A 14,947-nucleotide genomic window follows, 5' to 3' on the forward strand; every position below is an offset into this window, starting at 1 on the left:
TGTTGCCCTCACAGAAGGAAGCCGAGCGCGCTCAGGCTGTCGGTGGAGTTGATCAGCCGCACCACTTTGCGCTCCAGGGTCGGCACGCCATCGGTGAAACGGATGCGGTGGTTCAGGTCGGCCACGAACGGCGTGTGCACGCCGCGCTTATAGGCGTACAGCAACTGCGCCGAATTGACTTCGAGGATGTCGCCGGCGGCTTCCACCAGACGGAAACGCGAAATCGTACGGATGGTTTTTGCCGCGTCCACCGCCGATGGCGAGTAGCCGGCGGTCAGGCGTTCGATGCGCAAGTCACGCATGCGCGCATCGTCGTAGGCGTAGTTGAGGTTGGCTTCGAAGTCCTCGGTGTCCGGATCGATCGGCACGATGTACTTGCCGCTGTCGCTCCACAAGGTCGCCCATTCGGCGTAATTCTTGTGGTCGAGCAATTCGGCTTCGCGCCAGATGAATTCGATGGCCTGGGCCAACGGGCCGGAAAAACCGTTCAGGGTGTCGTGATTGCTCATTGGCTCATCATCCTTTTCCACATGTCGTAGGCACCGCGCATGCCGCCTTCGTCGGTGGCGTGGCTGACTTTGTCGCCGTTCTCGGCAGTGATTTCGCGATTGAGGCCACGGTTGACCAGGATCGGCGCGTCGACGCCGGCGTACGAGCCGCGCTGCACACGGTCCCAGGCCTCGGCATCGTCCGGGCTGCCGAAACCGAACGGGCCCTGGAAGTGTTCGTGGATGCGCATGCGTTCGCGGTTGGCGATTTCCGGTCCGCCGTCCATACCGAGGGCAACGTGGCGGATCTCGGTTTCGGTGACCGACACCGGACGCAGCACGCGGAAGAACGACATCGACATCGCGACGTTGGGGAACAGGTTCAGGTTGAAACCGGCGCCGTGCAGCGAGCGCACGATGCGACGGACTTGCGCAGGCTCCATGGTTTTCGACAGTTCTTCAGTGACGTGAGCGAAGCGCTCCTGCAACTGTTCGGTGCCGTCGTCGTGATCCAGATCGACGTGTTCCGGCACCATCACCATCACGCTGTGGCCGTTGCCCAACGAATGGGTGACCGCTTGTTCGTCGGTCATGAACGAGAGCATTTCCGAGGTTTCTTCATCCACCGACGACATGAACGACTTGTGCACGATCGGGAAGTGATAACCGTCGGTGGTGTTTTCCAGCTGGATCTTCCAGTTGCCCTTGAAGCTGAACTTGTGTTCGCCCTGGGTCTTGATCGGGAAACCGGCGCCCTGCTTCATGAACAGGTCCATCCAGTGTTTGGCGCCGCCGAGGAAATCTTCCAGCGGTTCGATCTCGTCGTTGTAGCTGGCGAACACCATGCCGGCGTAGCTTTCCACGCGCAGGCTGGTCAGCGGCAATTCGGACTTTTCCAGAATGCCTTCGTAGCCGTCCGGGTACGGCAGCGCACGGAGCTTGCCGTCCAGACCGTACGACCAGCTGTGATACGGGCAAGTGAAACCGGTGGCGTTGCCTTTGTGTTTTTCACACACCGTGGCGCCACGGTGCCGGCAGCGGTTTTCCAGGACGTTGATGTTGCCCTTCTTGTCGCGCACCACAATCACCGGGCGACGGCCGATGGTCGCGGTCTTGAAATCGCCGCTGTTGCGCACTTCGCTTTCGTGGGCAACCCACACCCAGGTGCGGTAGAAAATCTTTTCCAGCTCGGCTTCGAACAGCGCCGGGTCGTTGTACAGCGAGACGTCGACGCGGTCGTGGCTGACCAGTTCGTCCGGGCTTTTCGATGATGCGATCAGCCGGTATTCATGAGTGCTCATGCGGTTCTCCTCATGGCTTTTTATGATTTCTTGTTAGGGGTCGACCGTTCGCCGGCCATGCTCTGTTGCAACTGCGCACCGAAGGCGCAGACCAGCTCGTCCTGACCTTTACGACCGACAATCTGCAGGCCGACTTTCAATCCGCTGCCCTCCAGTTCCACCGGCACCGTCAGCGCCGGATGGCCGCTGAGGTTGAACGGCCGCACCAACGGGGTCATGCCGGCCACCGCTTTGCTGGCGCTGCGGGCTTCGATCAGCGTCGGCGGCAGGCTGGGCATTGTCGGCAACAGCAGCACCGCAAATTCTTCCAGCGCGGCGTCCACTTGCTGGCTGAAACGCGCGCGGACTTTCTCCGCTTGCGCCAGGTCAGCGGCGCTGGTGCGGCTGGCGGCGAGCAGGCGTTGCTCGACATCCGCGCCAATCAGGCCTTTACCCGTGAGGTGGCCGAACGCGGCCCAGTTTTCGAAATTGATCACGGTGAGGCCGGCGGCGAACGCGGCTTCGAAATCGCTCAGGTGCAGCTGACTACGACGCCAGCCTGCGCGGTCGGCGGCGGCGCCGAGGCATGCTTGCAGATGCGGTTCGCAGTGGACTTCAAGAAAACCCACCGACGCGTTGCCAGAGGGCAAACCCTGCACCTGGAAGCCTGGGCAAATCACTTGCATCGCCGCGATCAGATCCGCCATGTCGGCGGCAAACGGCCCGACACAATCGAGGCTGGACGCCGCTGGATGCGCACCGACCCGACTGACTCGCCCATAAGTCGGTTTCAACCCGGCAATGCCGCAGCACGCCGCCGGTACACGAACCGAACCGCCGGTGTCAGTGCCAATGGCGATGTCCGCCAGACCGGCGGCGACCGCTGCGGCCGAACCGCTGGAAGAGCCGCCCGGCACGCGGTCCGGTGCTTGCGGGTTGATCGGCGTGCCGGTCCAGTCGTTGATCCCGGTCACGCCAAACGCCAACTCGTGCATATTGGTTTTGCCAACGATTTGCCAGCCTGCGTCGAGGATCGCGTCCACCACGTCGGCGTTGCGCAGCGCCGGTTCAGCCTCGGCAAACGCACGACTGCCCGAGCGGGTCGGATGGCCGGCGATGTCGATCGAGTCCTTGATCGCGACCCGCTTGCCGTCGCCACCGAGTAAAAATTCGCTGATAAACGTGCTCATGCGCCCGACTCCGAGGTGAAGAGGTCCGAATTGAACAAGCGTTGCGTGCGGAAATGCGCGATCAGCCAGACACCCTCGACACAACGAAAATCGATGTTCAAGCGCGTGCCGAACAACTCGCTGCGCCCATCGGCGTAGGTGGACACCTGCTGCATGATCCACTGCCCCTGCGCGCTGCTGCCGTCGACCAGGATCGACTCGCTGGTGAGGTAATGCAGGTTCAGGTGAAAGTGCTCCGAGGGCGGCAAGTAACCGCCGACAAACGCCGCAATCGCCTCACGCCCGCAGTGCTGACCGAAGGTCTGTGCGGTGACGCTGCCGACGCCTTCCCACACGGCGTCGATGCAGAACAATTGCGCCAGCTCGCTGACGTGGGTGATCGCCCTCGGCACGTCGCACAGGTCCATGTAGCGCGCCATCAAGCGGCGCACCTGGCTCTCCCCTTCGAGCGTCGCCAGACGCTGCAACAAGGCCTCGTTCATGGCTTACACCCTGGCGGCATCGGGGATGGTCAGTGGACGACCGATGCGCGCTTCGACCTTGGCGTAACGCCACAGGCTGTACTCGTTTACCGGCGTGGTGCGGAACAGGTTGCAGGCATCGATCACCGATTGGTGGCAGTCGACGTCGGCCATGATGTAGACGGTCCACGGCGAGGTGGTGGAAGGGCCGACCATCAGCCGGTCATCGTCCATCGCGCCGAGCACGGTGATGCCGGGCATGGCGCCGAGCGAGCCCATCATCTGGCTGAAGCCTTTCCAGACGCTCAGGCCTTCGCCGGTGGGCAGGTCGAAAAAGTTCTGGGTGATGCCGATGCAGAAGACGACGCGCAGCGGTTCTTGGGTGGTCTGGGACATGAAATTTGATCCTTGAAGAGAGGGTTCAGATGTAGCCAGGGAACGGCGGCACGCCGAGGAACACCGAGCCGGCGCCGTCGTACAGGCCTTCGCTGAGGAACGCGTGCTGGGTGACCACCATCGAATCGCGCAGGTAGCGCTGCAGCGGATGGCGCAGGTAAATCGCGGTGGTGCCGGCGAGGCTGTACGCGCTCTGCACCACGGCGGCGCCCGCCTGGGACACGTGAATCGCGGACAAGCGCAACAGGCTGGTTTGCTCGGCGGTGACCGGGTTGCCCGCGAGGATCGAATTCCACACTTGCTCGGTGGCGTTGTAGAAGAAGCCACGGGCGGCGGCCAGTCGGGCTTCGGCCTTGGCGATCTCGATGCGCACGTAGGCGCGGTCGGCCATTTTCGGTGCGCCGGTGATGCCGCTGCCGGCGGCCATGCGACTGACTTCGTCGAGGGCGGCGCGGGCCAGGCCAAGGTTGACCACGGCCAGCACTTGCGCGGCGTAGGCAATCGACGGGTAGCGGAACAGCGGCTCGTCGATGGTCGCGGCACCGCCACGGATGAAGGTCCAGCGTTCGTCGACGCGTTTGTCGCTGACGCGCAGGTCGTGACTGCCGGTGCCTTTGAGCCCGACCACGTCCCAGTTTTCGATGATCTCGACCTGGTCCGCACGGAACACCGCAGTGCGCGGCTTGCCACCCGCCGCGCCAATCCCCACGCCGAGCAAGTCGGCGCCCTTGCAGCCGCTGGCGAATTTCCAGGTGCCGTTGACCTGCCAGCCGCCCTCGACAGCTTCAGCCGGTTGCAGCGGGAACAGGCCACCGGCGAACACCAGATCCGGGCTTTGGGTGTAGATTTCGGCGAGGGTTTCCGGCGGCAATGCGGCGAGGTAGACGCCGGCGCTGCCGAAACTGGCGACCCAGCCCGCAGAGCCATCGGCTTCGGAAATACGCTCGATCATTTGCAGGAACAGCGCCGGCGCCAGGGCGTCACCGCCGAAGCATTTCGGCGTGGCGGCGCGGTAGATGCCCACGTGCTTGAAGCGCTCGATCATGTCCCGTGGCACGTGGGAACCGGCGTCGAATTCATCGCGACGCTGGCGCACTTCCGCCAGCACCTGCTCAAAGGCCTGGCGGTGGACGGTGTTGCCGTCGACGCCTGGCAGAGGGTCTTTCTCCGCGACAGCTGAACGCAGCATGGGCTTCTCTCCGTTTTACTTATTGTTAGTGGGCCGAGGCTGGACAACACCGATCCCTGTAGGAGCGAGGCTTGCCCGCGAACGAGGCACCGCGGTTTCAATGGCAGACCGCGTTATCGTTCTTCGCGGGCAAGCCTCGCTCCTACAGAGAAGATGCGTGGCTGCCCTTGCATTGAGGTCCAGTGTAAAAATCGCGTCGGGTCACCACTATTGGTGCGTGCAGCCTCTTCACTAAAGGAATCCCCTAGCCCGCCCCCGGTTACCTCTGAGCGCATCCCCACGCGCAAGCGGGTATAAAAAGCCATACTTTCCCTTCACCGGTTCCTCAGGACTGCGCGATGTACCTGCCAAAACCGCACGACTTTTTCACCCTCATCGAAGCCATGCCGCTGTGCATCATTCTTCACGATGCGCAGAGCAAGGAGATCCTCTGGGCCAACACCGCCGCCCTCGACGCGCTGGGTTTTACCCTCGAAGAACTGACGCCGCTGAAAGCCCCGGACATGACCCGCGACGCGCCCAAGTACCGGCGCTCGGTCGGCCTGCGCTGGCTGGAAGGCGCAGCGCGCACGGGCCAGCGCGCCATCGAGTGGTGTTATCGCTCCAAGCAAGGCGTGGAAATCCTCTCCGAGGCGGTCGCGACGCTGGTGCATCTGGACGGTCGCGATGTGCTGATGGTGCAGTTCCGCGACATCTCCAGGGAGGACAAGGTCAAGCGCGACCTCAAGCGTTTCGAAAGCCGGCTCAAGGCATTCATGCAGGACCTCGCCGAAGGTGTCGCGGTGCTCGGCCCTGAAGGTGATATCCGCTTCATCAGTGACTCCGGCGCGCACCTGCTCAACAGCGAAGAACACACGCTGATCGGCGAAAACTTCCTGTCATGGTGCGACGACGATTCGCGCCGCCGGCTGCTGCAACAGCTGGCCAGCGAGACCCCGGAACATGCGCCGTTCCGCGTGCACTACCACCTGCAACGCCGCGACGGTGAATGGCGCTGGCATGAGGCGACGTGTCGTTTTATCGAGATCGAAGATGACCTGGTCGGCCACCTGCTGCTGTTTCGCGACGTCACCGAACAAGTGCGCGCCGAAGAAGCTCGGCGGGTCAGCGAGCAGAAACTCGAATACCTGGCGCGCTACAACGCCATGGGTGAAATGGCCGTGGCCATTGCTCATGAGCTAAGCCAACCGCTGGCCGCCACCCGCAACTTCATCGAAGGCGCGGTGATTCGCCTGGGCAAGGAGTCCACTACGGACCAGGGCGTCGCCTGGGGTTTGCAAAACGCCGTGCGGCAAATCGAACATGCGTCGCTGATCATCAAAAGCGTGCGCGATTACGTGGTCAAACTGGAGCAGGCCGAAGAGCTGATCGACCTCAACGAACTGCTGCGCGAAACCCGCTATTTCATCAGCCTGCGCGCCGATCCGAGCCTGGTTCGCGTCGAGATTGTCGCCAGTCCCGCGCCGCTTTGGGTGAGCTGCGAGAAGGTGCTGATCGGTCAGGTCATTCTTAATCTGGCGTTCAATGCGATTGAAGAAATGAGCGATCTGCCTGTTGAACGACGGGTGCTGCGCATTCACGCCAGCCGCGAAAACGACGTGGCGTTGGTGCGCATCGAAGACTGCGGTCGCGGCATTCAGGCCGAGGCGCAAGAGAAGCTGTTCGACGGTTTCTTCTCCTCCAAGGTCAGCGGCAACGGCATTGGCCTGGCGCTGTGCAAAAACATCATCGGCCGCCATCGCGGCGATATCTGGGCGCAAAACCTTGAGCCCTGCGGTGCTGTTTTCACCTTCACCCTTCCCCTCGCAACTCCCGCCTGAAACCACCGAAGAACCTGAATCAAACCACTGACCTGTAGGAGCCAGGCTTGCCGGCGAAGGCGTACTCAAGGACGCCTTCGCCGGCAAGCCTGGCTCCTACAGGTCAGTGGTTTTGGCTTGCAATTGCAGTGTGTGCAGCCGGTTTTTCGAGACTGGCACAGACACACAAACGCTTGGCAGCCACAGCAATTCCCCCTTCTGCCAGCGAGGCAGAATCGAACTGCAAAAATCTGCCAATGCACTTGCGATTTGCACGAACAATAATTCAGGGAGTTCCCCTAATGCGAGCCACCAGGATCACCGTACAGTCAGCGCTGAGTCTCAGCCTGCTGGTACTGGGTTTGAACAATGCCAGCGCGGATCTGCCCGCTGACACGATCGGCCAGACTGTTCTGGCATTTCCGCCGGAAGTTCATCGGGCCTTTATCGTCGACGTCGAATTCGAAAGTTTCGTGGCGGGCCGTGTCACCGTGGTCGACCCCGATAAAAAGCGCGTGCTCGGCATGGTGCCGACTGGTTTTGCTGCGCCCTCGACGCTCAGCCACGATCAGAAAACCCTCTACAGCGCCGACATCTGGTATTCGCGCGGCACCCGTGGCACCCGCACCGACGTGCTGACCGCGTGGGACAGCTCGACCCTGTCGCCGGCCTGGGAAGTGCTGATTCCGAACAAGCGCGCCGAGTCGCTGACCCAACGCTACGGTTTGAAGACCAGCGGTGATGACCGCTTCGTCTACGTCTACAACTTCACCCCGTCGACCTCGGTGACCGTGGTCGACACCCAGGCCAAAGCCGTCACCGCCGAACTGGCGATTCCCGGTTGCGTGCTCAACTACCCGATCGGCAATCGCCGCTTCGCCTCGCTGTGCGGCGACGGCAGTTTGCAAGTGATCACGCTGAACGATCAGGGCCAGGAAACCGCACGCAGCCGCACGCCGTTCTTTGACCCGAACGCGGAAAAACTGGTGGAACGCGCGGTGAACGTCGGCGACACCTATTACTTCACCACCACCACGGGCACCGTGCGCCCAGTGGATTTCTCGGCCGACGCACCGAAAATCCTGCCGTCCTGGTCGCTGACCAGCGACGAGGAAAAGAAGGCCGGCTGGGCACCGGGCGGCTGGCAGCTGATGGCTGTCGCGCCGAAGCTGAACCGCTTGTACGTGCTGATGCACGACGCGCACGAACCGATGAAGTGGGAAGACCCAAGCCCGCTGATCTGGGCGTTTGATCTGAAAACCCACAAGAAGGTCGCCACGCTGGAGGCACCGGTTCCGGTGTGGAGCATGCAGGCGACCGGCGACGACAAGCCGCTGCTGCTGGGCGCCGACGTTGCAGGCGGTTTGCAGATCTTCGACCTGAAGACCAACACGCTCACCGGCAGCATGGCAAAGGTCGCGAAAACCGCGACTCAGGTCATGAGCTACTAACCGAGGTTCGGCCATGCACTTAGATCCGATCTTCATCATTGCCAGCGCCCTCGCCATCGCGGTGTTGCTGGCCAGTGCCGCGACCCACAAGGTGCGCGCACCGGCACGTTTTGCCCGGCAACTGGCGGACTACCAATTGCTGCCCGACGTGGCCGTACGCCCCGTCGCACGCGTCATTCCGCTGGTTGAACTGGCCATCGCCTTTGCGCTGCTGGTACCGGTCAGCCGTGCCTGGGCAGCGTTGGGCGCCGCCAGCCTGATCGCGCTGTACGCCGCGGCCATTGGCATCAACCTGTGGCGCGGCCGTCGCGATATCGACTGCGGCTGTGCCGGCCCGGACCAGGCCCAACCGCTGCGCCCGGTTCTGCTGCTGCGCAACAGCGCGCTGGTGGCGCTGGCGTTGCTGGCCAGCGTCTCGCCGGTGGTTCGTGACCTGGGTTTTTTCGACGGCTTCGTGACTGTCGCCGCCAGCGCCGTCGCGCTGCTGATTTACGCCGCAGCCGATGGCTTGCTGGCGAACTCCCCTCTTCTGCTCAAACTGATTGGTAGGTGATCAATGGAAGGCTTAATCGTTTCCAACGTTCTGCTCTGGGTACTGCTGGTGGCCGTGGCGTTTGTCGTCATGGGCCTGGTCCGGCAGATTGGTGTGCTGCACGGCCGTCTGGCCCCGGCCGGTGCATTGATGATGGACAAGGGCGTGGCGGTCAATGAAGCCGCGCCACAGGTCACCGCTTCCGACCGCAAAGGGCGCCCGGTCAACTTCGGCTATGCCGGCGAGAAATCGCAACTGCTGTTCTTCCTTTCGCCAACCTGCCCGATCTGCAAGTCGCTGCTGCCGGCGATCAAATCCATCGCCAAGGAACAGGCCGATCGCCTCGACGTGGTGTTCATCAGCGACGGCGACATGGACGCCCAGCAAAAGCTGATCACCGAACACAAACTGGAAGACGCCACTTATGTGGTCGGGCCTGAAGTGGGCATGACCTACCAGATCGGCAAGCTGCCGTACGCTGCGCTGATCGACAAGAGCGGCACCCTGCGCGCCAAAGGCCTGGTCAATTCCCGCGAGCACCTGGACAGCCTGTTCGAAGTCGAGCACCTGAAAAGCGCGACGCTGCAGGAATACCTCAACAGCCAGCCGCATGCACACGACCACAGCCACGGCCATAGCCACTGATAAGGCAGGAGACTTTCATGAAACTGCTGGATCTGTTGTTTGAGCGTTCGACTCGTCGTGTTGCCGACACAACCTCACGACGCAAACTGCTGTCGCGCATGGGTTCTCTGATGGTTGCCGGCGCCGCGTTGCCGCTGCTGTTGCCGCTGGATCGCACCAGCAAAGCCCTGGCCGCCGAGAACCCGAAAGCCGGTGACCCGGGTGATCCGAACACCTGCGACTACTGGCGCTACTGCTCCATCGATGGCTTTTTGTGCAGCTGCTGCGGAGGATCGGTGACGTCCTGTCCGCCGGGCACGGAAGTGTCGCAAGTGACCTGGATCGGCACCTGCCGCAACCCGGCCGACGGCAAGGATTACATCATTTCGTACAACGACTGCTGCGGTAAGCAGAGCTGTGCGCAGTGCGCCTGCACCCGTAACGACAGTGAAGAACCGGCCTATCGCCCGTTCAACAACAACGATGTGAACTGGTGCCTGGCCGCCAAATCGCACATCTACCACTGCACCGTTTCGATCATTCGTGGCGTCGCGGTTTAACGCTTGATTGCGGTTGGCTATTTGTAGGAGCCGGCTTGCCGGCGATGGCGTCTCTGAAAACGCTATCGCCAGCAAGCTGGCTCCTACAGGTCCGTTTTTCTCCTGCACAGGTGGAGGTGCTGCTTATGGGTAGGTTGCTCATCCTCGGTCTTGTCTGCGCCATGACCGCCCCGCTCGTTCATGCCAGGGCCATCCCGGACCCGGCGCAACAGCATGCGCCGGGCAATGAAGCCCTGCAAAAACCGATTGCCCAGGCCGGTTACAGCGTTGGCGTGAACTACCAACTGCAATGCGCCGGTTGCCACCTGGGCAATGGCATGGGTTCTGCCGCGAATGACACGCCCCGGATGGCGGGGTTTGTCGGCAACTTTCTGAAAGTGCCGGGCGGCCGCGAGTTTCTCGTGCGCGTACCGGGCATGTCGCAGTCCGCGCTGGACAACGCGCAACTGGCCGACCTGCTCAACTGGTTGATCCGTGCCGACGGGATGGCGGGCAAAAGCACGCCGGCCGACTATCAGCCTTACAGCGCCGACGAAGTGGCGGCACTGCGCGCAGAAACCATGCTCAACCTCCCCGGCACCCGCGCCGGCCTGATCCAGCAAATGCGTGCGCAAGGCATCGCAATTGAAGACGGGATGAACAACTGACAACGGCTTGAACCAAAGCCGTCATTGCAAAAACGGGGGCCAGTTCCCCCGCCCTTCCGCTACGCCAACTCTCCTCTGCGATAACAAGACGACCTTGCGGCAAACGCCGTGCAGGCGTCTCTCCGTGGTTTGCCCGGCACCTTGTATCCGAGTGCATTTTTATTTATGGATGTTGTCTGAATCCGTAGCTATAGAATGAATGTGTGCACAGTGGTGCTAAAGTGACAGCACCTGTCTTCGTCTCACCGGATTTACGCATTTGAGGGTGCAAACCTGTCACAAGTATGAGCAGCTTGTCGGTGACGCTGAGGCTCTCAAATGAGGGCTGTGTTGACCTGAATCTCGTCATTACCGAGCGCAAGGGAAAGCAAATGAGGTCTAAAGATGATATTTGAGCCTAACAGTACCCGTTCCGTTCTCCAGCGAAGAAGCAGTACCAGTATCGTTGTTCAGGCCGGTCTCGATTGCGTTGCGGTAACCGGTGTTGCGTGGTTCTTGATCAATTATCACATCGGCTTCATCTCGCAAGACTACGTCATCATGCTCTTGCTGCTGCTTGGCGCGCTGGCCGTCGTGTACGACCACTATGCCATTTACCGCAGCAATGTCGGGTTCACTGTCAAAGCCTTCAAGCTTCTGAAGGCATGGACCGCGACCTTTGGTTTTCTCGTTGCCATGGCTTTCCTGACCAAAACCAGCGAACGGTATTCGCGGCTATTGGTTGGGGAGTTATTTGTTCTTGGCTATTTCGCCCAGTTGTTTTTGCACCTCGCCTCACGGGAAATGCAGAAGAAATTCCTGGCCCACCCGACGCAACTGGAAAACTCGCTGATCATTGGCTCGGGCGAGCTGGCGAGCTACCTCCACAAGAAAATCAGTAACAACCCCTGGCTCGGTGAACGCATCGTTGGCTGTGTGTTGATTGGCGCGGACGATGACTGGGCAAAGGAAGGCGTGGAAGGCGCACCACGCCTGTCGATACTGGGCAATATCTCTGATCTTGATGAGTTGGTTGTCAAACACGCCATTCGTACCGTCTATTTTGTGACCCCAGTGGGTGGTTCCGAAGTTATTCAGAAGGTTTATTTAAGCCTGTTCGACAAACACGTCAGGGTTAACTGGGTGCCTGACATTTTCGCCTTGAAGTTGATCAACCACAGTGTTCGCGAGATTGCCGGCATTCCCGTGCTGACCTTGTCCGAAACTCCGCTGATGGGGATGCGACTGTTTCTGAAGAATCTCGAAGACAAGGTCGGCGCTTTTCTGATCCTGCTTTTTGCGGCGCCAGTGCTGGCGTTAGTTGCCCTTGCGATCAAGATCGATAGCCCCGGTCCCGTGTTCTTTCGTCAGCAACGCATGGGGTGGAGCGGCGAAGTTTTCAGTATCTGGAAGTTCAGAAGCATGGTGGTCCATCAGCCGTCGGACGGCACCGTCAAGCAGGCACAAAAGAATGATCCACGCGTGACCAGGGTGGGCGCCTTTATTCGCAAAACCAGCCTCGATGAGCTGCCGCAATTGTTCAACGTGTTGATGGGCGAAATGTCGCTGGTGGGGCCTCGCCCGCACGCGATTCAACACGACGTGCAGTACTCACCCGATGTCTCGGGCTACTTTGCGCGACATAACATTAAACCGGGTATCACCGGGCTGGCGCAGGTGCGGGGTCTTCGTGGTGAAACGAAAGATGTAGAACAAATGATTCGCCGGGTTGACTCAGACATCGAGTACATCAACAACTGGTCGCTCTGGCTCGACTTCATCATTCTTTTACGAACGGTATCGGCCTTCTCCGGCAAACAGGCCTATTAATCCGTGGTGAAACTGTAGGAGCAGCACGATGACGGAAACAGGTCCAGCGTGCGCTCGACCTCATCGGGGTCGATAGTAAAACCATTGCCCGCGGGAGTACCGACGACAAAACCAAAGTGTTGATGGTCACGATCGGTCAGGTACTTGAAATAGCAGATGAAACGCTCAGGAGGTTGCAACACCAGCAGCGCCCCACCCGGCGGCAATACATTAACCCCATGGATCAATTGACTGCCCTCGACCCCTATCACGGTCCTTGCACCGGCACAGGTCGCGACAATGGTCGCAACATCGCACAGCGCCGGGTCGAGAATGCGAAAACCTCGACGATCACGCAAACGCTCAGCCAACTCCATTTCGTTACGCAACAAGCGTAAATCGCCGCGACCACCTCTCAGGATAAACACGCCTGGATGAGCGCTCGTGTTGACGTGGGACAGCAACTTTTCGCCCATTGCACGGAAGCGCAGATGCTTGTGGCGATTTTGGCTTATGTCGTCAAAGATCACGAGTTCACGAAAAAACGCATTACGTAAACGAACCGGCTTCATGCCAAGCCAGTCCTCATAACCGGGGGTGTGAAGGATGCCGTTCCTGGTGGTGGAAACAATGTTGGCGGAGGGAGCCGTGGTCACTGGAACGCCTTCGTTGCAGGCCAGTGAATAGGTCAGGCAATCGTCCGTCAGCCAACTGCCAAACCACTTGTTGCCCCCCGCCGTGCAATACAACGCGCCGCGCTCGATTTCGTTTTCGACGCGAACCCCCGGCAGCCGGCCAACGCCCGGCGTCAACCAGGATTTGGCGTTTCCCTTGTAGAGCGCGCCATCGATCATCCAGACATCTTTGAGCAAATAACCCCGGGTCGGTCCATGTTCAACACGACCGATGCCTTCCATTGTGCGACGGGGATGTTCATGGGGATAAAAAAGTTGCTCTTCCCATCCCGTCACACGCTCAAGTTGATTGGGAAGAAAGAAGGCGGGTTGAGCAAACGCGACTTCACCCGGCGCAATATCCAAGGTTTTCACTGCCATACTTTGCAGCGCTAATGCTGGTTTCCGGGCAAGGCGTGTTTTAAAGAGGTGTTTATAAGCCGCCAGGCTCCACTTCGCCGGGCCGCTACTTGCCAACGCGCTGAATTCCGACATAGACACCCCCGGCGCAATATGATTGCGCAGTATTTACAGCCAACTACTTTTCAATATCTCAAGTGCAGAGAACAGTTTGCAGAATGGGCGGCGACTTCAAATGAGCATAGCGACTACGCAAGTTATCGAGCAGCGCGGCGCCCGGTTCCCTGGAACAATGGAGATACAGTTTGAATAGTCCTCCAAAGCCCATTTCACGATATCGATTTGCAACTTCTTCATCACTTGGCCCGTCGGGTATTCCAAGATGAAGTGTCAGATGTTTGCCTTCAACAGCAAAAAGCGGCGTCTCCCACAGAAACTGCGCAGCGCCGGTCCTGGGCAGCCGAACAAACACGTAGCCATGGTTTCCCAGCGTATCGACATCACCGCCGCGCCTTCTTTTCCACTCAAGAAGCCCGTCGTCCGGACGTGCCAGACACGTCCCGATATCGTAGTAATCAAATCCGTTTTCTATTGCCCACTCGAGCGCCATGAACGTGGTGATGGAATTGACTTCACGTAATTTCCTGGCATCTGAAAACACTTCGTCAGGGTAGCCAAAACGCACGGTGCTCCAATAGCGCTTGCCCGCGCGAGTGACGACGCACCCCAGATGGCAGGCAACAACCTGGTCTTCCAACACCACCAGATCGAGGCGCCCGGCTCTTTTAGCCACCCGCTGAACTTCATGTGATGCAATTTGCGAGGCGGCTGCGCCATGACGGGCCCTGGCATAGGGTTGAAGCATTTCCCTATCCGCCGTTTCAATCTCATCATCGTTCAATGCTTGCTTCATACCGTAGCGCAACCGGTTCTTGCGTAGATTGCGCCGTAACTCGGTGTTGTATCGCGCCGTAATCTCATCAATGGATCTGCGCAGTGGCACGACAGCACTCAGGTATTGCGGCACATACAATGCACCCCAGCTCGGCATGTCACTGACAACGACCGTGCGGTCTGATTTCGACAGGTTATCAACCCCCTGAGGCTCAGCCCCCAGGAGCACCTTCACAAATTCCCGCTGGGATTTTCTGCCCACGTAAAGAATGTCGTAGCGGCTGTCTTCCCGCAGTTTGAACCTGGCGATTTCCCAGCGCCAAACACAGGCGCGCGCGGCTATATCACGTAACCAGGCGAGCGCTTTTCTTAGCTCAAATCGCATGGAAGGCGACATTAACTTGTGTATCTGTTTTGATATATATGCGTTCATTTGCTTATTAGCACACATCAAGAAGCGTTCATTTGAGTTTTCAAACCAATAGATCAAACACTCGAAATGAGAGTCGATAGCTCACCACGCTTTTCAAAATATGCGGCAAACCATAACTACCCATATGATGTGCGCTGTTTTTTGAATGTACGTCCAGCTGTCTTTCTTGCGAGAAACTCGC

Annotated in this window: 15 protein-coding genes; 7 read left to right on the forward strand and 8 right to left on the reverse strand. The window is 59.7% G+C overall.

What is annotated here, in order from left to right; all coding sequences use genetic code 11:
• Positions 1 to 8: 8 nt before the first annotated feature.
• The 6 genes from K5R88_RS09685 to K5R88_RS09710 are packed head-to-tail and all read right to left on the reverse strand — an operon-like array spanning position 9 to position 5,004.
• Positions 9 to 509, reverse strand: coding sequence for an aromatic-ring-hydroxylating dioxygenase subunit beta (locus K5R88_RS09685; protein ID WP_226299864.1), 501 nt, complete (start codon positions 507 to 509; stop codon positions 9 to 11).
• Complete coding sequence (locus tag K5R88_RS09690; RefSeq protein ID WP_207285946.1) at positions 506 to 1,789, reverse strand: aromatic ring-hydroxylating oxygenase subunit alpha; 1,284 nt, start codon at positions 1,787 to 1,789, stop codon at positions 506 to 508. The genes K5R88_RS09685 and K5R88_RS09690 overlap by 4 nt, the downstream gene beginning before the upstream one ends.
• A 20-nt stretch (positions 1,790 to 1,809) precedes the next feature.
• Positions 1,810 to 2,958 (reverse strand): amidase, encoded by a 1,149-nt coding sequence (locus K5R88_RS09695; protein WP_226299865.1) that lies wholly within the window; start codon positions 2,956 to 2,958, stop codon positions 1,810 to 1,812.
• Complete coding sequence (locus tag K5R88_RS09700; RefSeq protein WP_207285944.1) at positions 2,955 to 3,440, reverse strand: nuclear transport factor 2 family protein; 486 nt, start codon at positions 3,438 to 3,440, stop codon at positions 2,955 to 2,957. Before K5R88_RS09700 ends, K5R88_RS09695 begins: the two co-directional genes overlap by 4 nt.
• 3 nt (positions 3,441 to 3,443) lie before the next feature.
• The gene (locus K5R88_RS09705; RefSeq protein ID WP_008033901.1) at positions 3,444 to 3,815 is read right to left on the reverse strand and encodes a hypothetical protein; all 372 of its coding nucleotides are present in this window, start codon (positions 3,813 to 3,815) and stop codon (positions 3,444 to 3,446) included.
• Between the two features lie 25 nt (positions 3,816 to 3,840).
• Positions 3,841 to 5,004, reverse strand: a complete 1,164-nt coding sequence (locus tag K5R88_RS09710) for an acyl-CoA dehydrogenase family protein (protein WP_226299866.1) — start codon at positions 5,002 to 5,004, stop codon at positions 3,841 to 3,843.
• 338 nt (positions 5,005 to 5,342) lie between these two features.
• On the opposite strand from K5R88_RS09710, the gene K5R88_RS09715 reads away from it, so the two are divergent.
• From K5R88_RS09715 to K5R88_RS09745, 7 genes are all read left to right on the forward strand, one after another.
• Positions 5,343 to 6,824, forward strand: a complete 1,482-nt coding sequence (locus K5R88_RS09715) for a sensor histidine kinase (protein WP_226299867.1) — start codon at positions 5,343 to 5,345, stop codon at positions 6,822 to 6,824.
• 281 nt (positions 6,825 to 7,105) lie between these two features.
• Entirely contained in the window at positions 7,106 to 8,254 is a 1,149-nt protein-coding gene (locus tag K5R88_RS09720) for an amine dehydrogenase large subunit (protein ID WP_207285941.1), read from the forward strand.
• A 13-nt stretch (positions 8,255 to 8,267) separates the two neighbouring features.
• Entirely contained in the window at positions 8,268 to 8,807 is a 540-nt protein-coding gene (locus tag K5R88_RS09725; protein WP_226299868.1) for a MauE/DoxX family redox-associated membrane protein, read from the forward strand.
• Positions 8,808 to 8,810: 3 nt separating this feature from the next.
• The gene (mauD, locus tag K5R88_RS09730) at positions 8,811 to 9,431 is read left to right on the forward strand and encodes a methylamine dehydrogenase accessory protein MauD (protein ID WP_226299869.1); all 621 of its coding nucleotides are present in this window, start codon (positions 8,811 to 8,813) and stop codon (positions 9,429 to 9,431) included.
• A 17-nt stretch (positions 9,432 to 9,448) separates the two neighbouring features.
• Positions 9,449 to 9,970 (forward strand): methylamine dehydrogenase light chain, encoded by a 522-nt coding sequence (locus K5R88_RS09735; RefSeq protein ID WP_226299870.1) that lies wholly within the window; start codon positions 9,449 to 9,451, stop codon positions 9,968 to 9,970.
• Between the two features lie 125 nt (positions 9,971 to 10,095).
• Complete coding sequence (locus K5R88_RS09740; protein ID WP_226299871.1) at positions 10,096 to 10,617, forward strand: cytochrome C; 522 nt, start codon at positions 10,096 to 10,098, stop codon at positions 10,615 to 10,617.
• A 384-nt stretch (positions 10,618 to 11,001) separates the two neighbouring features.
• Positions 11,002 to 12,426, forward strand: coding sequence for an undecaprenyl-phosphate glucose phosphotransferase (locus K5R88_RS09745; protein ID WP_008041091.1), 1,425 nt, complete (start codon positions 11,002 to 11,004; stop codon positions 12,424 to 12,426).
• Here K5R88_RS09745 and K5R88_RS09750 read toward each other — a convergent pair.
• The gene (locus tag K5R88_RS09750) at positions 12,423 to 13,574 is read right to left on the reverse strand and encodes a glycosyltransferase 61 family protein (protein WP_226299872.1); all 1,152 of its coding nucleotides are present in this window, start codon (positions 13,572 to 13,574) and stop codon (positions 12,423 to 12,425) included. The two genes, K5R88_RS09745 and K5R88_RS09750, sit on opposite strands and share 4 nt — an antisense overlap.
• A 58-nt stretch (positions 13,575 to 13,632) precedes the next feature.
• Positions 13,633 to 14,766, reverse strand: a complete 1,134-nt coding sequence (locus tag K5R88_RS09755; RefSeq protein WP_226300255.1) for a hypothetical protein — start codon at positions 14,764 to 14,766, stop codon at positions 13,633 to 13,635.
• Positions 14,767 to 14,947: the final 181 nt, after the last annotated feature.

It is taken from the genome of Pseudomonas sp. MM213 (assembly GCF_020423045.1).
Lineage (GTDB): Bacteria > Pseudomonadota > Gammaproteobacteria > Pseudomonadales > Pseudomonadaceae > Aquipseudomonas > Aquipseudomonas migulae.